15 protein-coding genes, 1 other RNA gene and 1 other annotated feature are annotated in these 20414 nt (G+C 38.6%); of the genes, 4 read left to right on the top strand and 12 right to left on the bottom strand.

Features of this window, described 5'->3' with window-relative positions:
* The first annotated feature begins 131 nt into the window (after positions 1 to 131).
* A complete protein-coding gene (locus FI644_RS16430; RefSeq protein WP_053477130.1) occupies positions 132 to 1085 on the top strand; it encodes an NAD(P)H-dependent flavin oxidoreductase in 954 nt (317 codons plus the stop codon).
* 55 nt (positions 1086 to 1140) lie between these two features.
* Here the strand turns inward: FI644_RS16430 and ssrS are convergent.
* The 4 genes from ssrS to FI644_RS26385 form a co-directional block, all read right to left on the bottom strand.
* A non-coding RNA gene (ssrS, locus tag FI644_RS16425) (6S RNA) lies at positions 1141 to 1325 on the bottom strand.
* Positions 1326 to 1392: 67 nt separating this feature from the next.
* The gene (gene aspS, locus FI644_RS16420) at positions 1393 to 3162 is read right to left on the bottom strand and encodes an aspartate--tRNA ligase (protein ID WP_056685864.1); all 1770 of its coding nucleotides are present in this window, start codon (positions 3160 to 3162) and stop codon (positions 1393 to 1395) included.
* Positions 3163 to 3332: 170 nt separating this feature from the next.
* Positions 3333 to 4601, bottom strand: coding sequence for a histidine--tRNA ligase (gene hisS, locus FI644_RS16415; protein WP_056685867.1), 1269 nt, complete (start codon positions 4599 to 4601; stop codon positions 3333 to 3335).
* A gap of 80 nt (positions 4602 to 4681) precedes the next feature.
* Positions 4682 to 4929: a binding site (T-box leader), on the bottom strand.
* A gap of 91 nt (positions 4930 to 5020) precedes the next feature.
* Positions 5021 to 5197, bottom strand: a complete 177-nt coding sequence (locus FI644_RS26385) for a hypothetical protein (RefSeq protein WP_053477133.1) — start codon at positions 5195 to 5197, stop codon at positions 5021 to 5023.
* Positions 5198 to 5420: 223 nt separating this feature from the next.
* Between FI644_RS26385 and FI644_RS16410 the strand changes: the two genes are divergently transcribed.
* Positions 5421 to 7190 carry an N-acetylmuramoyl-L-alanine amidase family protein gene (locus FI644_RS16410; protein ID WP_142108614.1) on the top strand — a complete coding sequence of 590 codons (1770 nt, stop codon included), beginning with the start codon at positions 5421 to 5423 and terminating at the stop codon, positions 7188 to 7190.
* A 130-nt stretch (positions 7191 to 7320) separates the two neighbouring features.
* Here FI644_RS16410 and dtd read toward each other — a convergent pair whose 3' ends face one another.
* The 7 genes from dtd to FI644_RS16375 all read right to left on the bottom strand — a co-directional run bounded on the left by dtd (position 7321) and on the right by FI644_RS16375 (position 17151).
* The gene (gene dtd / locus FI644_RS16405) at positions 7321 to 7761 is read right to left on the bottom strand and encodes a D-aminoacyl-tRNA deacylase (protein ID WP_142108613.1); all 441 of its coding nucleotides are present in this window, start codon (positions 7759 to 7761) and stop codon (positions 7321 to 7323) included.
* 12 nt (positions 7762 to 7773) lie between these two features.
* The gene (locus FI644_RS16400; RefSeq protein ID WP_053477136.1) at positions 7774 to 9972 is read right to left on the bottom strand and encodes a RelA/SpoT family protein; all 2199 of its coding nucleotides are present in this window, start codon (positions 9970 to 9972) and stop codon (positions 7774 to 7776) included.
* A gap of 232 nt (positions 9973 to 10204) precedes the next feature.
* A complete protein-coding gene (locus FI644_RS16395; RefSeq protein WP_053477137.1) occupies positions 10205 to 10717 on the bottom strand; it encodes an adenine phosphoribosyltransferase in 513 nt (170 codons plus the stop codon).
* Positions 10708 to 13074 (bottom strand): single-stranded-DNA-specific exonuclease RecJ, encoded by a 2367-nt coding sequence (gene recJ / locus FI644_RS16390; protein ID WP_142108612.1) that lies wholly within the window; start codon positions 13072 to 13074, stop codon positions 10708 to 10710. The genes FI644_RS16395 and recJ overlap by 10 nt, the downstream gene beginning before the upstream one ends.
* A gap of 275 nt (positions 13075 to 13349) precedes the next feature.
* Entirely contained in the window at positions 13350 to 14249 is a 900-nt protein-coding gene (locus tag FI644_RS16385) for a cation diffusion facilitator family transporter (protein ID WP_142108611.1), read from the bottom strand.
* 124 nt (positions 14250 to 14373) lie between these two features.
* The gene (gene secDF, locus FI644_RS16380) at positions 14374 to 16635 is read right to left on the bottom strand and encodes a protein translocase subunit SecDF (protein WP_142108610.1); all 2262 of its coding nucleotides are present in this window, start codon (positions 16633 to 16635) and stop codon (positions 14374 to 14376) included.
* Positions 16636 to 16854: 219 nt separating this feature from the next.
* Entirely contained in the window at positions 16855 to 17151 is a 297-nt protein-coding gene (locus FI644_RS16375) for a post-transcriptional regulator (protein ID WP_053477141.1), read from the bottom strand.
* 168 nt (positions 17152 to 17319) lie between these two features.
* Here FI644_RS16375 and spoVB point away from each other — a divergent pair, with 168 nt between their 5' ends.
* Positions 17320 to 18882, top strand: coding sequence for a stage V sporulation protein B (gene spoVB, locus FI644_RS16370; RefSeq protein WP_142108609.1), 1563 nt, complete (start codon positions 17320 to 17322; stop codon positions 18880 to 18882).
* Positions 18883 to 18923: 41 nt separating this feature from the next.
* Here the strand turns inward: spoVB and FI644_RS16365 are convergent, their stop codons facing one another.
* The gene (locus FI644_RS16365) at positions 18924 to 19574 is read right to left on the bottom strand and encodes a DUF421 domain-containing protein (protein ID WP_053477143.1); all 651 of its coding nucleotides are present in this window, start codon (positions 19572 to 19574) and stop codon (positions 18924 to 18926) included.
* A gap of 200 nt (positions 19575 to 19774) precedes the next feature.
* Between FI644_RS16365 and FI644_RS16360 the strand changes: the two genes are divergently transcribed.
* The gene (locus FI644_RS16360; protein WP_053477144.1) at positions 19775 to 20167 is read left to right on the top strand and encodes a TIGR04086 family membrane protein; all 393 of its coding nucleotides are present in this window, start codon (positions 19775 to 19777) and stop codon (positions 20165 to 20167) included.
* The last annotated feature ends 247 nt before the right edge of the window (positions 20168 to 20414 follow it).

Below are 20414 nucleotides of genomic sequence, written 5' to 3'. Positions count from 1 at the left end.
AGCATCTACACTAACCAAAAAATTTTTATACTAACTGTTATGACCAGATGACAGTTGTCACTATTATATTTTTTCTTCGGGTGATACGCTTAGGCGGGGATGAAAAATATGGGAAGAAATGGGGAAATCGTATGAGCTTACCGCAATTAAAAATTGGACATATGGAGCCAAAAGTTCCAATCCTTCAAGGAGGGATGGGAGTTGGCATATCGCTCAGCGGGCTGGCTTCAGCTGTTGCCAATGCAGGCGGGATCGGAATTATTTCAGGTACAGGGATCTCTACAGAAGAATTGCGTTTCCACATAAGAAGGGCAAAGGAGCTTATAAATGATACCGGCTATATCGGTGTGAATGTTCTATTTGCTATGAACGATTTTGCAGAAAAAATGAAGGCTGCGCTTGAAGAGAAGGTAGATTTTATCATTTCTGGTGCAGGAATTTCTCGCGATATGTACGCTTGGGGAAAGGAATTTTGTGTTCCTGTTATATCGATCGTATCCTCAGCAAAACTTGCTAAGCTATCTGAAAGATTAGGTGCAGCTGCCGTTGTCGTGGAAGGACATGAAGCTGGAGGACATCTTGGAACAGACCGACCGCTATTTGAGATTCTGCCTGAAGTTGTGGAAGCAGTAAAAATTCCAGTGATAGCAGCCGGAGGGATATTAACAGGGCTGGATTTAGCTAAGGCTATTCGATTAGGGGCATCAGGTGTCCAAATGGGGACTAGATTTGTTGCCAGTGAAGAATGCGATGCTCCACTTGTATTTAAAGAGAAATATGTTCATGCCAAAGAAGAGGATACCATTCTAGTCAAAACAACCGTTGGACTACAGGGGAGAGCGATAAAAAATAAATTTACGGAATTAATTTCAGGCTCTGGTAAATTAAAAATTGAAAAATGTCATGATTGTTTAAAAAATTGCTCTTACCGCTTTTGTACTTTAGATTCTCTGCTGAAATCAGTTGGAGGAGATGTTGAAAACGGCTTAGTATTTGCCGGATCAAGAGTAGCAGAAATTAAAAAAATCATGTCAGTACGGGATATTATCAATACAATTACATCAGAGTATAGAGCTGCCTGGTAACAAAAAATAAATCCATGTCGCAATTGACATGGATTTTATTATTCATATGTACGTAAAGAGTCCCAATCGTGCCGTCGCCTTGATGCCTTCGTTTTGAACCCGCACTCAGCAGGTGGGTGACCTGTTTCCGCTTTTGTAAGTCCTCATCCATAAGGCATTTACGCGGCTGGAAAACCCGATCTCCCGAAGAAATAATGTTGGTCAAAATTTTAGGTTACACAACGAACACATCAGGACTCTTTATTTGATTACCTGTATTTTATCATATCCAATTTGCTCTTTCAAGCACTCACAAATAGGTCAATTCTCATTTTTTTAAATTTAACTTTAAGTGTAAATCATCTAATTGTGATTCACTTACTTCACCAGGTGCTTCTGTTAAGACACAGCTTGCACTAGCCGTTTTCGGGAAGGCAATCGTGTCACGAAGATTGGTTCTTCCAGCCAAAATCATGACAAGTCTGTCAAGTCCTAAAGCAATCCCTCCATGTGGAGGAGTTCCATATTCAAACGCATCCATTAAGAAGCCAAACTGCTCATACGCTTCCTCTTTTGAAAAGCCAAGGACATTAAACATTTTTTCCTGCACTTCTCTTTCAAAAATTCGAAGAGATCCCCCTCCAAGCTCATAGCCATTTAATACAAGGTCATAGGCTTGAGCTCTTACTTGCGATGGGTCAGAATCAAGAAGAGCTAGGTCTTCCCTCGCAGGCATGGTAAATGGATGATGCGCTGCATAATAGCGGCCTTCCTCTTCAGCATACTCAAGCAATGGCCAATCCGTTACCCAAAGGAAGTTGAACTTGCTTTGATCAATTAGTTCAAGCTCTTTTCCTATCTTGATACGAAGTGCACCTAAAGCATCCGCTACAACACTTGTCTTATCGGCTACAAATAAGAGAAGGTCACCTGCTTCAACAGAAAGCGCAGTTTTAATTGCGTTTTGCTCTTCTTCTGTAACAAATTTAGAAATCGGCCCTTTTAGTCCATCTTCCTCCGCTTTTAACCATGCGAGCCCCTTTGCTCCATAGACGGAGACAAACTCTGTTAACGCATCAATATCTTTTCTAGAGTACTTGCCTGCTCCATTCTTCACGTTGATCGCCTTTACTTGGCCTCCAGAAGAAACAGCACCCGCAAATACCTTAAAGCTTGAGTCCTTAACAATTTCAGATAGGTCCGTTAATTCCATTTCAAAACGTGTATCAGGCTTATCCGAACCATAGCGGTCCATTGCCTCTTGATAAGTCATTTGCGGGAATGGGATTTGAACGTCAATTCCTTTGACCTCTTTCATAATTTTGCTCATCATATTCTCCATTAAATGGATAATATCAGCTTGACTCATGAAGCTCATTTCCATATCGACTTGTGTAAATTCCGGCTGGCGGTCAGCACGTAAATCCTCATCACGGAAACAGCGGGCAATTTGATAGTAGCGTTCGAAGCCGCCAACCATTAACAGCTGTTTAAAAATTTGCGGTGATTGTGGGAGTGCATAGAATTCACCAGGATGAACGCGGCTCGGAACTAAGTAGTCACGTGCTCCTTCAGGAGTACTCTTTGTTAGAATAGGTGTTTCAATGTCAAGGAAGCCTTCCCCATCAAGAAACTCTCTCATCGCCTTCGTTACTTGATGGCGCATTTTTAATGTTTCAAACATGACTGGTCTTCTTAAATCAAGATAACGATATTTAAGGCGGACATCCTCTGAAACATCCGTTTTGTCATCCAGCATAAATGGCGGTGTTTTTGCTTCATTTAATATGGTAATTTTTTCTGCTTTAATTTCGATATGACCTGTTTTTAAGTTCGGGTTTACTGTTCCTTCTTCCCTAGCAACTACGACACCTTCGATATCGAGTACAAACTCATTTCTTACTCGCTCCGCTGAAACTAAAGCCTCAGGAGATGTTTCCGGATTAAATACAACTTGCACGATTCCCGTTCGGTCACGCAGATCAATGAAAATCAATCCGCCTAGATCACGTCTTTTTTGCACCCATCCTTTTAAAATTACTTTTTCACCAATTGCCGCCTCTGTTATTTCTCCGCAGTAATACGATCTCCCAAACATGATGATTCCTCCTATTATTTAGACAGTAATTTTTATGAGTAATAATTGGATTTGCAATTATAAATGTTTTTTTGCAAATAAATCTTTGATTTTGCATATAAAATTAGGATTTTGCAATTAAATCTAGATTTTCGCAAAATAATATTAGATTTCGCAAATATACATTATTTTTATAGTAATTCAGCAAATTTTTCTACAAAGGTTTCAAGGTCAAACTCTGTTTGTTCACCTGTATCCATTGACTTCAGGTTGATTTTATTAGCTTTCAGCTCATCCTCACCAAGAACAGCTACATACTTCGCCTTTGCACGATCTGCTGCTTTAAATTGAGCTTTTATTTTTCGATCGAGATAGTCTCTCTCAGCAGAAAAGCCTGCTAGACGGAGCTTGTGAAGCAGCCCGACTGTATAATCCTTCGCTTCCTCTCCTAATGAAACAAGGTAGCAATCAATTGCTTTATCAATTGGAAGCTCTACTTTTTCAGCTTCTAATGCGGCAATAAAGCGTTCAATGCTCATCGCAAAGCCGATTCCTGGTGCCTCTGGTCCGCCAATTTCCTCGGTAAGCCCATTGTAGCGGCCGCCCCCGCAAAGAGTGGTAATTGCTCCAAAGCCTTCTGCATCACTCATGATTTCAAAGGCAGTGTGATTGTAATAATCTAGTCCGCGAACAAGATTCGAGTCAACCTCGAAAGCAATATTAAGATCTCTTAAATATTGTTGAACTTTTTCAAAATAGTGCTTCGAATCCTCGTTTAAGTAATCGATGATTGATGGAGCAGTTGCCATTAGCTTATGATCCCTATCCTGCTTACAATCAAGGATGCGCATCGGATTTTTTTCAAGACGGTTTTGACAATCATTACAAAACTCACCAATTCTCGGTTTGAAGTGATTGATTAACGCATCTCGATGTGCGGCTCTGCTTTCTTTATCTCCAAGACTATTAATGACTAGCTTCAGCTTTTTCAAGCCTAGTGATTGGTAAAGTGACATGGCTACAGCAATCACTTCCGCATCAATAGCCGGATCAGCACTGCCAATTGCCTCCACACCAAATTGAACAAATTGGCGGTAGCGGCCAGCCTGCGGGCGTTCATATCGGAACATTGGTCCCATATAATAAAGCTTGACTGGCTGATTCGCATCACCGAACATTTTATGCTCAACAAATGATCGAACAACAGCAGCCGTGCCTTCTGGTCGCAATGTTAAGCTCCGTTCACCGCGATCCTCGAAAGTATACATTTCCTTTTGAACAATATCCGTTGTATCCCCTACACTTCGGAGAAACAGCTCTGTATGTTCAAAAATTGGTGTTCTAATTTCACGATACTGGAATTTTGCACAAAGCTCTCTCGCCTTTTCTTCAATCAGGTGCCACTTTTCAATCTCACCTGGGAGAATATCCTGAGTTCCTCTTGGTAAACGAATAGACATTGTATGTCTCCCCCTACTAATAAATTATTGTGTAAAAGTTTATTAAATATAAAAAAGCCCCCGCCTCCTTGTATATAAATACAAGGGACGAGAGCTTCTGAGATTCCCGTGGTGCCACCCTAGTTGAAGCCGCCAAACTTGACGATCTTCCTCTTTTACAGTTAACGCCTGTTAACGTTCAACTCCTACTAAAAGCAATTGCTTCTTTCAGAGAGAAACCTACGAAGTGTTCATTCATTAAATCATCATGCAGAAATGCTTTCAGCCCATGACATTTCTTCTCTTTTCATGTGGGGTTTAATTACTCTTCTTCATCAAACGGTAGTATTATTGCGCCAAGTGCGCGTTGTCAGCGAGAAACTTCTCTTAATATTTATATAATAATACGTATCATCAAGAGCATTGTCAATAGTGATTTGTTAAGATCGTTCTAAATGTTTTTTCAATTTCCGGACATCCTTAACGGATAATCCAAATTCTGAAGCTAATTCAACCATATTTGAACCTTGCTCCTTCTGAATAAAATCATGAAAATCCACGCCAAAAAGCTGATTTTCCCCTAATTGAACAGACATTCCCTTGTCACCAAATCTCATTTCTATCACCCTCGTTCACTTATTCTTTTCTAGTATTCCCATGAATGTGAATAAACTATTCTTTAATCTAATTGCTTGTCGAATGAAACTTTTAGAAGGAAATCGATAGCAAAAGGAGAAATTATAGTAGGGCAATTCTCGTGAAAGACTTGACTGACTGAAGCAATTTTGTTTTTCTAATAAGATGAGGAACGGTTAATCTATCAAGGAGAGGAGTGTGCACATGCATAGAAAGAAAAAAGCAATCCTATTTTTTTGTTTCATACTTTTAATCGGAATTTCACCTATACATTTGTCACCTGCGAGTGCTGCAGGACAAAACGTCAAGATCGGGATTGATCGCTTAAATATTCGAGAGGGCCCCGGATTAAGCTATCCTGTTGTTGCGCAAGTGAATAAAGGGGAAAGCTACACGTATCTTTCCGAGAAGAAAGATTGGATTGAAATTCAATTAAAAGATGGAAAAAAGGGCTGGGCAGCTGACTGGCTAGTAACATTGGAGAGCGGTGAAATCAACAGCACTTCTGTTTCACAGTCTAAGAACAATCATGCAACTATAATTGCTGACGGACTTAGAGTTAGAAAAGGTCCAGGCACAAACTATCAAGTAATCGGGACGATTAACAAAGGGAAAAATTTTCAGGTTCTTGCAACAGATGGAGATTGGATTCAGCTTGATACACCAAATGGAGCAGGTTGGGTTTCAAGTGAATTTGTCCAATTCAAAAGTAATTCTGTTAATAGCACGCCCTCAAAAACGATAAGTGGGAAAATCACCTCTAATTCACTTAATATTCGTAGTGAACCGTCATTGAATGGTTCAATTATTGGAAAATTGAATGCAGGGGATAATGTAAAAATTTTATCTCAAAAAAATGGATGGACAGAAATCTCCTATTCAGGTAACCATGCCTGGGTCAGCAGTCATTATGTTGAAGTGGACGGAGGGAATGCGGAAATAAAAGAGCAAACACCGCAAGAATCTTCAAAATCAAGTAAGCCTGGGACAGGCACAGTTACCGCAACCACCTTAACTGTAAGAAGCAAAGGCTCACTTAACGGGAAAGCGATTGGTTCTGTTTCGATGGGACAAACCTTTACAATCTTAGAGGAAGCAAATAATTGGGTAAAAATTGAATTTAAAAAAGGTTCCTATGGATGGGTTGCAAACTGGTACTTGGAAAAACCTGATCATAAAGGAACTGAACCTAGCAAACAGACTGTTCAGGAAAGTACCATTACGATCCTTCATAATGGTTCAAATATTAGAAAAAGCGCCGATCCATCTTCCGCGATTGTTGAAAGAGCAGATCAAGGGGCAACCTATGATGTCATAAGTATACAAAATGATTGGTATGAAGTACGTCTGGCAAATGGAAAAAGCGGGTTTATAGCAGGTTGGATTGTATCTGTAAACGGTCCAGCACCTGTTGTTCAAAAACCGGGATCTACAACAAGTTTAAAAAATAAGAAGATTGTTATTGATCCTGGTCACGGAGGCAGAGATAATGGAACGACCGGTGTTAGTGGAACAATAGAGAAGACAGTGACATTAAAAACCGCAAAGCTATTATATGATAAATTAAAAGCAGCTGGCGCCAATGTGATTCTTACGAGAAATACCGATACATTTATTCCCTTGTCCTCAAGGGTATACACAGCACAATATCATAATGCGGATGCATTTATTAGCATCCATTATGATAGTATTGCAGATCGCAGTGTAAGAGGAATGACTACATACTACTATCACTCCTATCAAAAAGGACTTGCGGCTGATGTTCATTCTTCTGTTGCCTCTAATTCTAGTTTAAAAAATCGCGACTATCGATTTGGCGACTATTATGTATTAAGGGAAAATAAACGCAATGCGATTCTGTTGGAGCTTGGTTACTTAAGTAATCCAACAGAAGAAATGATTGTTACTTCAGGTCAATACCAGGAGATGGTGACGACTGGTATTTATCAAGGGCTGGCAAAGCATTTTAATTAAGCAACAGCTTACAGAATATAAAAAAACTGTGTGGTACACGTACAGAAAGTGATCCAAAGGACGGATCAACATTCTGCCCGTATCCCACACAGGGCAATTTTAAAAGGGTGAGTATCATCTCGCCCTTTTTCTATTTACTATCAACAATTAATGTTACCGGTCCGTCATTGATTAATTGAACGTCCATCATTGCTCCGAATATGCCGGTCGCTACCTTAATCCCTTTATCCTCAAGGCAAGTATTTAAAGCTTCATATATTTTTACTGCATGCTCTGGTCTTGCTGCCTCCATAAAGTTTGGTCTGCGCCCTTTGCGACAATCTCCGTATAAAGTAAATTGCGAAACAGATAAAATCTCTCCGCCTTGGTCTAGAATGGAAAGGTTCATTTTTCCAGCATCATCTTCGAAGACACGCAGATTGGCGATTTTCTCAGCTAAAAACTGCGCATCTTCGATTGTATCTTCATGTGTGACACCGACAAGCAATACAAACCCCTTTGTAATGCTTCCGACAATTTCTCCGTCAACGGTTACACTTGCTTCCTTGCTTCGCTGTACAACAACACGCATAACAAATACTCCTTAATTCATAATCCTGCGAACAGCATATACATCCGGAATTTGTTTAATCCGGTCGACAACTTTTTGTAAATGGCTGACATTATGGATAGCTATTGTCATATTAATGGTTGCTGATTTATTGCGATCCGAACGGCCTGTTACTGCAGAAATATTCGTCTTTGTCTCATTTACCGCTTGAAGAACCTCATTTAATAATCCACGTCTATCATATCCAGTGATCTCAATCTCAACACTATATTCTTTCCGATCATTTAAGGCTGTTTCCCATTCTACGGGAATCAATCTAGCTTTCGCATCCTCTGTGACAATATTCGTACAATCGGCTCGATGGACAGAGACGCCACGCCCCTTCGTAATGAAACCGACAATTTCATCTCCTGGCACTGGATTACAGCAGCGTGACAGACGAATAAGTAAATTATCGATTCCTGCAACCCGGACGCCCGATTCTCGTTTTTTGGTAGATGGGAATGATTTTAATTCAGAGACTGCATTCGTAATAATATCTGCTTGCTCCATATCGCGCTTTTTGCGCCACTTTTCCGTCAGCCTGTTAGCAACTTGTAAAGCTGTTACACCATTATAGCCAACAGCCGCATACATATCTTCTTCATTTGTAAAATTAAACTTTTCTATGACTCTTTTAACATTTTCATTCGTTAAGATTTCTTTTAAATCAAAATCCATATTACGGATTTCTTTTTCAACTAATTCTTTGCCCTTCTCAACATTCTCATCACGTCTTTGCTTTTTAAAGAACTGCCGGATTTTATTTTTGGCCTGCGAGGTTTGGGCAAGCTTTAGCCAGTCCTTACTTGGTCCATAAGAATGCTTGGACGTTAATATTTCAATAATATCCCCCGTTTTCAGTTTATAATCCAACGTTACCATTTTTCCATTTACTTTTGAACCAATTGTTTTATTGCCGATTTCCGAGTGAATCCGATAGGCAAAATCTATTGGAACCGAACCTGAAGGAAGCTCAATCACATCTCCTTTAGGCGTAAATACAAAAACCATATCAGAGAACAGATCAATTTTCAGGGATTCCATGAATTCCTCTGCATTCACCGTATCATCCTGAAACTCCAATATTTCACGGAACCATGTCAGCTTGTCTTCAATTGAGGGGGCTCCTTCATTGACCTTTTTTCCTTCTTTATAAGCCCAGTGAGCGGCAATCCCGAACTCAGCGATTCGGTGCATATCAAATGTACGAATCTGCACCTCAAGCGGGTCTCCCTTTGGACCTATGACAGTCGTATGAAGAGATTGATACATGTTTTGCTTCGGCATAGCAATATAATCCTTAAAACGCCCTGGCATTGGCTTCCAGCACGTATGAATGATTCCTAGCACTGCGTAGCAATCTTTAATACTATTAACAACAATTCTTACTGCAAGCAAATCATATATTTCACTAAATTGCTTATTTTGCAAAGCCATTTTCCGATAAATGCTGTAAATATGCTTCGGGCGGCCTGAAATCTCGGACTTAATCGATACATCTTCCATCCTCGTCCGCATCACATCGATGACATCTTCAAGATATTGCTCCCGTTCAGCCCTCTTCTTTTTCATAAGGTTGACAATCCGATAGTATTGCTGCGGATTTAAATATCTTAAAGCAGTATCTTCAAGCTCCCATTTGATTTTTGAAATTCCTAGTCGATGGGCAAGAGGTGCGAATATTTCAAGTGTTTCATTTGAAATTCTGCGCTGTTTTTCAGCAGGGAGATGCTTCAATGTACGCATATTGTGAAGTCTATCAGCTAGTTTTATCAGTATGACTCGAATATCCTGTGCCATTGCTACGAACATTTTCCGATGGTTTTCGGCTTGTTGTTCTTCCTTCGATTTGTATTTAATCTTTCCTAGCTTCGTAACGCCATCTACGAGCATCGCCACTTCCTCATTAAAGGCTTCTTTAATATCTGCAAGTGTGACATCAGTATCCTCTACAACATCATGAAGAAAACCGGCTGCAACTGTGGAAGGATCCATCTCCAAATCAGCTAATATTCCCGCAACTTGAATGGGGTGGATGATATAAGGCTCACCCGATTTTCGATATTGTTCACGATGTGCATGCCTTGCAAAATCATATGCCTTCTTCACTAGTGCCGCATGCTCATCATTTAAATATACTTTTGTCCTGTCGATGACTTGTTCAGCGGTCAGAACATGATCGTTCGCCATGGGATCACCTTTATCTAATAGTAGTTTTATCTAAATTTCCGTTTACATTTATTTTAAAAAATTATGATTGTTACTATTATCGAAAAAAAAAACGAAGATGTAAAGGGTTAGGAGGTTATTTTTAAAGGAAAAACAAAAATTCTGTCGAATTTTGTATGTTTGCTATATAAATTCTTTTATTTGATTAAATCAAAATATAAAAAGAGCGCTCTTTTTAGCGCTCTCATGAAAATTAAAATTCCATTAAAGTAAGTATATCATATTTTTCAAGCTTATCGCGACCTTTTAAATACGATAATTCAATCAAGAAGGCAATTCCAGCTACGATTCCGCCTAGTTCTTCAACTAATTGAATCGTTGCTTCAATCGTTCCCCCTGTTGCCAGCAAATCATCAGTAATTAAGACACGCTGTCCAGGTTTGATTGCATCTTTATGGATCGTAAGAACAGCTTTCCCATATTCAAGACCGTAATCAACCTTAATTGTTTCACGGGGAAGCTTGCCTTCCTTTCTTACAGGGGCAAAACCTACTCCAAGTGAATAAGCAACCGGACAACCGATAATAAAGCCTCTTGCTTCAGGACCAACTACAAGGTCAATATGTTTTTCTCGTGCATATTCCACGATTTTGTCTGTTGCATAGCGATATGCATCGCCATTATCCATTAATGTCGTTATATCCTTGAATTGAATACCTGGTTTTGGCCAGTCTTGGACAATTGTAATATATTGTTTTAAGTCCATTCTTTCATTTCCTCCTCATATTTCACAGAACCTTGGATCACTTCGTCAAACCATCTTTTTAATTGCTGATAGGAAGAATACACCATATCCCTTTCAAGTGTATACTGTGCCAGCACCTTCTGGTATGTTAATGAATCAGTTAAATCACGTTTTTGTGTAGCTTTATTAACTGAAATGAATCCATTTTCTATTTTAACAAAATCGAGTTCAAAAAACACCTTTGACATGAAGTCAATTGTTTGTCTGCTCCAGCCCTTAAATTTAGCAATGTCATCTCCATATTTTCTAAGATCAAAAGGTCCTTTCTTTACTAATAAGGCATAGAACCATTTGAAATGATCTCTAGTTGGAATCGTACTAAAATACGCATCCTTTTCATTATAAAAATGCGCATACACTCTAGCTGGCTTTTTTCCGGCAAATACTGCAGCCAATATTTCCTTAGAGTCAGGAAGATCGATCAAAATCACATTTTCTTTCTCTATGAATAGTGCAGAGGCTTCCTCCTCTGAACTTACCGTTATTAAATGATCGTTTGTATATCTTTGAAATTTACTCATATTCTCTTGATTAAATACAATCCATTTCGAACGATCCTTCGGGATGAGCTCGACTAAACTTTCAAGGCGCTTTACTCCCCTAACATCAAATAGCTGCCATGCATCAATAGCTATATCTTGGAGAAACATTTGCGGTTTGCGAATATTATTCCATTCATTAATCGATAATTCCCCGATAACCGAAATTTGCGAACTTGGAGAAATATGTTCGAATAATGAACCAAGTCCAAAACCGACTCCATCTAATGTGTGACCATCATTTTCAATCGTCATTTTCAAATGATTCTGATCCGAACCAATCTTACGCATTGCAGATATATTGGCATTTTTAATCATTATTTTTGGTTTTGGGTTATCCATTCCATATGGAGAGAGCATTTGCAGTTCTTCTAAAGAAGACAAATGAATATCATGTAATGCGATTTCCCCATCCAGTTGGGTTACAGGAATAAAATCCTCCTCTGATAACTGATCTTTTGCAGCAGTATTGAGTCTGCTCCGAAGCTCATTCACATCATCAAGTTTCAATGTCATCCCTGCTGCCATCGGATGTCCGCCAAAATGAGGCAAAATCTCTCTGCAATCTGACAGATTTTTAAAAAGGTCAAAACCTGCTATACTCCTAGCAGATCCTTTAGCAAGACCCTTTTCTACATCATAGCTTAGTACAATGGCAGGCCGATAGAATTTATCTACGAGCTTTGAAGCGACAATTCCAATTACCCCAGCATTCCAGCCTTCTTTTCCAATGACAAGAACAGCATTATCAGTCACTGGATATTTTTCTTCAACTTCACGAATGGCCTGCTCTGTAATTTCATTGACTAAAGACTTTCGATCCTTATTTAATTGCTCAATTTCTTCTGCAATTACTTCAGCTTCAAGACTATCTTCCGTTAACAGCAAATCAACTGCAGGGTCAGCACTTTCCAATCTTCCTGCCGCATTCAAGCGAGGAGCAATTAGAAAACCAATTGTTTCTTCATTTATTGAATCGGGTTCTACTTTATTTAATTTTAATAATGCTTTTAAACCGACATTTGAAGTCAATTGAAGCTTTTTAATCCCTTTTTTAACAATTAAGCGATTTTCTCCTTTTAGAGATACAAGATCTGCAATTGTTCCGATTGCAGCAATTTCAAGCAAATGTTCAGGCACCCTGCCTAACAGAGCATGGGCTAATTTAAATGCTACACCTACACCAGCTAAATCACGGAAAGGATATTCGCTATTTTCAAGTTTCGGGTGAATGATTGCCAATGCTTCAGGCAACTCAGGACCTGGTTCATGATGGTCAGTAATAATAAGATCAAGCCCAAGCTCTTTGGCGGCCTTCGCCTCATTTACAGCAGCTATGCCTGTATCAACGGTAATAATCAGTTTAATACCTGCTTCTGCTGCATGCTGAAAAGCTGGTATATTTGGTCCATACCCTTCTGTAAAGCGGTTTGGTATGTAAAATTCTACATTCGCACCAAGCTCTTGAAGAGTCTTCATCATCACAGTCGTACTTGTTACACCATCTGCGTCATAATCACCGAATATTAATATAGCTTCCTGATTCTCGATTGCCTCTTTTATTCTTGATACCGCAGCATTCATATCTGTTAATAAAAAAGGATCGTGAAATTCATGCTTTTGATCAAATAAAAAATGCCGTGCTAATTCCGGAGTTTCTAATCCACGATTAACAAGGAGCGAAGCCACGAGAGGCGTTATATTTAATTCTTGTACAAGCAGATTTTCCTTTTCTTCATCTGAATTCCGAACAATCCATCGTGTTTTTGAATGTAACATCTGTTCACCCCTCAACTGTTTAATTATACAGGAGGCACCCTATTGATTCAATGAGAGAAAAAGGTACCAAATCATTTATTTTTAGGCAATGTTTAACATTGCTGTTGATTTTCGCTGCAGGCACTCGTTTTCCGCGGGGGGGCTGTGAGCCTCCTCTACAAACAACGAAGATGAAAATTAACAAACATTCATCTTAAATAAAGTCATAAAAATAATAAAAACAGCGTGAAGCACGCCGTTTCAAAGCTAGATGATAAAAAGATCTTTACTCTACCTCAATGCTCCCCATCATTATATGGGTTAATATGAACAAAGACATTTTGGACATTGTCCATTTCTAGTAACCTTTTCTTTACCTTTTTTCCAACTCGATGACCTTCTTCTACGGTCATATATGGATCTACTGATATTTTTAAATCAATGATCACATAATGGCCATGCTCTCTTGCATGTAATTCATCAATTTGCTTCACTTCTTCAAATTCTTCAACGGCACGCCGCAATTCAACCGTATCTTCTTCATGTAGAACATGGTCAAGTGTATTATGTATCGATTCTTTCCCAAGTGACCAGGCCATTTTAAGAACCATCAATGATACGATAATTCCTGCGACTGGATCTGCATACTCAAGCCATTCAATTCCAAGCTTGCCTCCAATAATGGCACTGCCAATCCCTGCTAAAGCAGCAATGGATGAATAGACATCCGAACGGTGCTCATAAGCATTCACAATTAATGCATCGCTATTTAATTCACGGCCTAATTTATACTTATAGCGGAATAAGATTTCTTTTACAATTATTGATAGGATCACTGCAGCGATCGCAATTGTTTTAGGTGGCTCAATCGGCTGAAAAAATGCTTCAAAGGATGACTTTCCAATTTCAATTCCTACTAATAATAAAAGAACGGCAACAATAATGGCAGCAATGGACTCTGCTTTTCCATGGCCATATGGGTGATCTTCATCAGGTGGTTGTTTCGCAGCCTTCAAACCTAAATAAACGGCAAAAGATCCAGCTACGTCTGAAGCAGAGTGAACCGCATCTGCTACTAATGCACGGCTTCCAGCATAAACCCCAATTCCCCATTTAACGATAGCAAGAACAATATTTATAATGATCCCAAGCATAGCAGCAAATTCGGCTTTCTTAAAACGATCTTGATTACTCACTAGAAACTTCCTTCCTCCCATAATCTTACTATTAGTTTAACCCATTTGCCGCAATAATACCGTTAGAGAAAGTAAAAACCTCAGGAGATTCCTGAGGTTTCGTTCTATTAATACCAACGCTTATTTATACTTGAGGTTCATCGCTTGTTTTCCGCTTTTCTTTAACCGTTTTTATTACACCTTTTTGCTTTAGTTCCTTCACTTTCCAGTCATACCACCATTGTGCAGCTAGGAATATGGAAGAATACACTCCTATCACCGTACCGACAAGTAAGGCAATAGAGAAGTTTCGAATGGACTCACTACCAAAGATGAGTAATCCCAGAATAGCGATAATAACCGTTAAAACAGTGTTGATTGACCTCGTCATCACTTGGCGTAATGCCCTATTTACTACATCAGCAATATCTTCTTTTGTCTTTAAACGCTTTTTCTTTTGCATATTTTCACGCATTCTATCAAACGTTACAATCGTATCATTAATGGAATATCCAATAACCGTCAAGATCGCAGCGATAAAAGTAATATCAACCTCTAATCTCGTGATACTAAAGAAAACAACAATTAAGAATGCATCATGTAACAATGCTACTACAGCTGGTACTGCCATTTTCATTTCAAAACGGATCGATACATAAATAATGATTCCAATTGCGGCAATGATTAATGACTTTATGCCATTTTTCGCTAGCTCTTTTCCAACTGTCGGTGAAACCGTACTAACTGTTGGGTCCGCTCCATATGTTTTATGGAATTCCGTTTTTAAGGTTGCGATCTCTTCCTTCGTTAAAACACCTTTTAACCTTGCAACCCCAATATTTTTTTCGTCTCCAGAAATAACAATATTGTCAGTATCGATATCAAGCTTCAATAATTCTGATTTCACTTCTTCCTTCGTCAAGGCATGCGTTGATTGAATATCAATTCGCGTCCCGCTCGAGAAGTCAATTCCTAGATTTAAACCGAAGACAGACACTAAAATAATCCCTAAAGCCATTAAAGCACCAGAAATAATATAATATATTTTCCGGGTATGCACAAAATCGATTTTATCATATATGGTCGGTAAATCATGTGTATCTACATTCTCAGAAATATTTCTAATTTCGCTTTTTTTCACACCAAACCAACTAGGTTTTTTATTAAATAGATTACTGTTTACCCATAGACCAAGCAATAGCCTTGAACCATAAACAGCTGTTAAAAAGCTGACAAGAATACTAATGATTAGCATTGTTGCAAAGCCCTTTATCGAGCTTGTACCATATACAAATAAGACACCTGCTGCAAGAAGAGTTGTAATATTGGCATCAAAAATAGATGCAAATGAGTTTTGATTTCCCGCTTTGAAGGCTGACTTAACTGTTCTTCCAACCTTCATTTCTTCTTTTATTCTTTCATAGGTGATAATATTAGCATCAACAGCCATCCCCACCCCAAGCACAAGTGCTGCAATAGCAGGCAGAGTTAATACGGCATTCATCCAATCAAATATGAGAAGAATGAGGAAAATATAAATAGATAACGTAATCGTTGCAATTAAACCAGGGAATCGGTAGAAGAAAAGCATAAATAGATAAATGATTGCAATTCCAACAATTCCTCCAAGAACTGTTTTTTGCAATGCTTGCTCTCCAAACTGAGCTCCTACTGATGTTGAATAGACTTCATCTAATTTTACTGGTAGTGAACCTGCATTTAAAAGGTCAGCTAAAGTATTTGCCTCTTCCATAGTAAAACTGCCGGTAATCGAAACAGTGTCCTGGTTAAACACCTGACTTACCTGTGGAGCAGATAAATAAGCCGGATTTTCTTTAGCTGCCTCCGCTTTAAAGGAGTCCCCTTCTTCAAAATCTAGCCAAATAACAAGTAAATTATTTGGTGCGCCCATATTAACAATTTTTTGCGTTACATCTTTAAATTTACTTGCACTAGTCAGCTTAAGTGAAACACTCGGATTACCATTTTCATCGAAGGTTTGTTTCGCTCCGCCTTCTGCAAGATCCGAACCATCCATTAATTTCACATCGTTAACATCTCTGAAGGATAGATTAGCTTGTGTTGATAACATTTCACGGGCTTTATTTTGATCCGTGACGCCAGCTAGCTGTACGCGAATTCTATCTTCCCCTTCAATTTGAATACTAGGCTCACTGACACCTAGAACATTAATCCGCTTATCAAGTGCTTTGGCTGTACTGGCTAAGGCAGCTTTGTCAACCTTTTTACCGTCTAAGGTAGTTACTTTATATAGGACCTCAAAGCCCCCTTGTAGATCCAGCCCAAGTTTAATGTTTTTTGTAATGCCATTTGTTGTTGTTCCTATCAAACTTCCTATTAATAAAACAATCAGGAAGAAGGCAACAATGCGACCGCGCTTTACCATTATGTAATTGTCCTCCTTAAATACAAGCCTACAACGGCTCCTTAGCGTAAACCGGCAATGCCATCTGTATTGAACGCTATGACAGCATCCAACATTAAAATAGATAAGTCGGCCGGTAATATCAATATTTTCATTATGAAACAGTTTATAAAAGCTGTCAATTTTCGCAGAAGTCTAATGTCAGATGTATTTGTTAGATATTTGTAAGATGTAAATTTCCTATTTCAATAACTCTCGAAGTTCATCTTCATTATCAAATGCAAACTCTGCTTCTTTAAAAGCTTCGATTGTTGCAAAATTAAAGTAATCCCCTACTTTTACAGAGAGGATATCGTCAACAATCTCAGCAATTCGTTTGTCCTGGGCAGTCTTCCGCCATTTCTTCGTTGTTAAAAAATCCCAAAGCTCCTGTTCCTTCACATGACCGTACCCTAATAAAAAAAACTCATCTAATTTACTTTTGATTGCCGGCTGAACTTGATAACGAAAAGAATCATATTTATGGCTCGCCTTCACATTAGAACCCCCTTTGATTAACTGTTAACGAAAATATTTCATTTCCCAATCCACTCACAATGAATAATTACATTGAAAAAATAATGATTGCTTGTCATGCTTTGTCCTTGTTCTTGCATATAGTTAATTGTATATGATAACACCTATTTTGAGAAGGCAGGGAAAGCAATGTCTAAGTTTTTAAAAGGTACAATGATCCTACTGGCAGCCGGACTTGTCACAAGGGTGCTTGGATTTATAAACAGAATAGTTATTGCACGATTTACCGGAGAGGAAGGCGTCGGGCTTTATATGATGGCCTTTCCAACATTAATTCTTGTTGTTACGATTACACAGCTTGGGCTGCCTGTTGCCATCTCAAAAAATGTAGCAGAAGCCGAAGCGCAAGGGGACGCAGCAAAGGTTAAGAAAATATTGGTCGTTTCACTAGCCATCACGATTACACTTTCAGCTATTTTTACACCCGCATTAATCTTGCTCGCGCCAATCCTTTCTGAAACATTATTCACGGATCCGCGTATAAAACTTCCGCTGCTTGTTATTGCACCGATCGTACCTATAATTGCGATTTCGTCTGTCATTCGGGGCTATTTTCAAGGCAGACAAAATATGAAACCAGCAGCTATTTCTCAAATGCTTGAGCAAATCGTGAGAATCACTTTAATTGCCGCCTTAACGAAAGCATTTCTTCCATACGGGATCGAATATGCTGCTGCAGGTGCTATGTTTGCTTCTGTTTTAGGAGAATTAGCATCACTAGTCTATCTGTTAGCAACCTTTAAGCTTAAAAAGAAATTCCGGGTAAGGAAACAATTTTTCAAATATGTTAAAACAGGAAAAAATACATTTAATGAACTTATGAGTATTGCCTTACCGACAACAGGCAGCCGAATGATTGGTTCCTTAGCCTGGTTCTTTGAACCAATCGTCGTATCCTATAGTTTAGCTATTGCAGGCGTAGCAGCAATTGAAGCTACAAAACAATATGGGGCGCTTACTGGTTTTGCCATGCCATTATTAATGCTGCCTTCCTTTGTAACCCTTTCTCTTTCAACCGCTCTCGTTCCCGCTATAAGTGAAGCAAACACAAATAATAATGATCGATTAATTGAGTATCGATTGCGGCAGGCACTACGTTTCTGTCTATTATCTGGTGGACTAGCCGTGGTCATTATATATGTTCTATCTGATGAACTAATGAAAGTCATGTATAACTCATCAAGTGGCACGCAGTTTATTAAGTTAATGGCACCATTCTTTTTATTCCATTATTTCCAAGGACCACTTCAGGCAGCACTTCAAGCCTTGAACCTTGCAAGAGCAGCGATGATTAATAGCTTGATTGGAGCCGTTGTAAAAACAGCGGTCATTTATTTATTAGCACGTCAAGCTGAGTTTGGAATTACTGGTGTTGCAATGGGTATACTCGTTGGTTTTGTCCTTGTCACATTACTGCACTTCGCAACTATATTGAAGAAAATTTCTTTTACTTTTTATGTTCGTGATTATATAAAAACATTTCTCGTTATGGGATTATCAGGATATATTGGTTATTTCGTTCTTAAAAACTTAACTGGCCAGATGCATCTCATCATCCAGGTGTTACTTATTGCTATTCTTATAACAGTTAGTTATTCCATTCTTTCTTTACTGCTGGGTTTAGTAAAACAGGATGAATTAAAACGGATTCCTTGGATTGGAGAGCACCTATCAAAGTTTGCTTTTAAATAGCGTGGATAGTTGAGACACCATTTACCTAGATTGGGTGTCTCTTATTTTTTTTCATTTTTTAAATCAATATAGAAATGGCCATTTTCATAGCTGCAAAAAGAGATTTTGTTCATATCGTTATACCCTCTTTTTTTTAGCTGCTGCCGAAGCCAAAAATTCGTTTCATTTATAACTCCTAGATTTTCTTCTTGAACAATCCCATCAAGAATAAGTGGAATCGTCATATTCCCCTTCTTCTTTTTTTCCTTTTTCAATACAGATAATTCCCCAGTTGTTTCAAGGATGGCAAACTCTACGTCTGTAATATTACGAATATCTTTTCCTCTAAGCTGCAACAAGAGATCATCAAAATTATAGCGATGTTTTTTCATCGCCTCTTCATCAATTTTCCCCTTATTAATAATAATTGTTGGCTTTCCATCCACTAGATCACGGATTCGCTTACTTTTTAGTGTAGCAAATGAAAAAATGATTTGGATAAGCATCAATATCAACATAGGCAATATATTTGTAAACAATGGGCTTTCTGGTTTTTCAATCGCCAATACAGCCATCTCTGCAATCATGATCGATACAACAAGATCTACGGTACTTAACTGACCAAGTTCCTTTTTTCCCATCGTTCGAAATATAACCATGATAATGATGTATAAAAAAATGGTCCGTAAAATAATCATGGAATATTCCCCCATACACCATTCCTCCTTTAATGACATTCCTTTTTATTCTGAACAACATAAGAGAAATTATGTTATATACTTTTTCATTTACTCATCTTGTTTTAAGTTTTATATTCTATTTTTTCTTTAAGTGAATATGCTTGTACTAAGGAATCAGGCAGTCTGGAAGGCTGTACTGATTGATCCTTTAACTTAGAAGGGAGAGGAGCAAAATAGAAGATTCAAAAAATGTCGGCGGGGGAATTCTTTTCGGCTTAATTGTAGTTTTTGTTCTTGCCATAATTAGCAGCTTAATCATTTCTCTATTATTAACTTTTACATCTCTTCAGGAGTCTTCCGTACAATTTGTTGTTACAGCCATTTCCTTTGTTTCACTTTTCATTGGGGGATTTATCTCTGGAGGAAAAGGCAAACAAAAAGGATGGATGATTGGAGGATTAACCGGGTTAAGCTATTCCCTCATTATTTTTCTCTTTCAGTATTTAGGCCAGGATAGTTTATTTAATCTGCAGCAGACGATCTATCATGTCTGTTATATCCTTACAGCGATGATGGGCGGAATTTTAGGTGTGAATATGTCTAATAATAAATCAAGAGCAGCATAAGAAAAGCGCAAGCGCCTTGATCATCGCCGTACAAACTGGAGGGGCTTCGCAATCTAGCTGCGGCTTCTAGCCCCTCGAGGTCATAAGCTGTACTACTCTGTGGCAAACTACGCCACGCCACGGTCCTTCTTATGATTGTCGGGGCTGGACAGTCGCCTCGCATTTTAATGACTGAGATAAAGGAAACACGGTAAGCGTGAGCGAACAGATGTTGACTTATCGTAGGGAGGAGACCTGAAGTTTGATA

Origin of the sequence: Cytobacillus solani (genome assembly GCF_006704205.1) — a bacterium.
GTDB classification, from domain to species: Bacteria; Bacillota; Bacilli; order Bacillales; family Cytobacillaceae; genus Cytobacillus; species Cytobacillus solani.
This window is presented reverse-complemented; position numbering and strand designations above follow the sequence as displayed.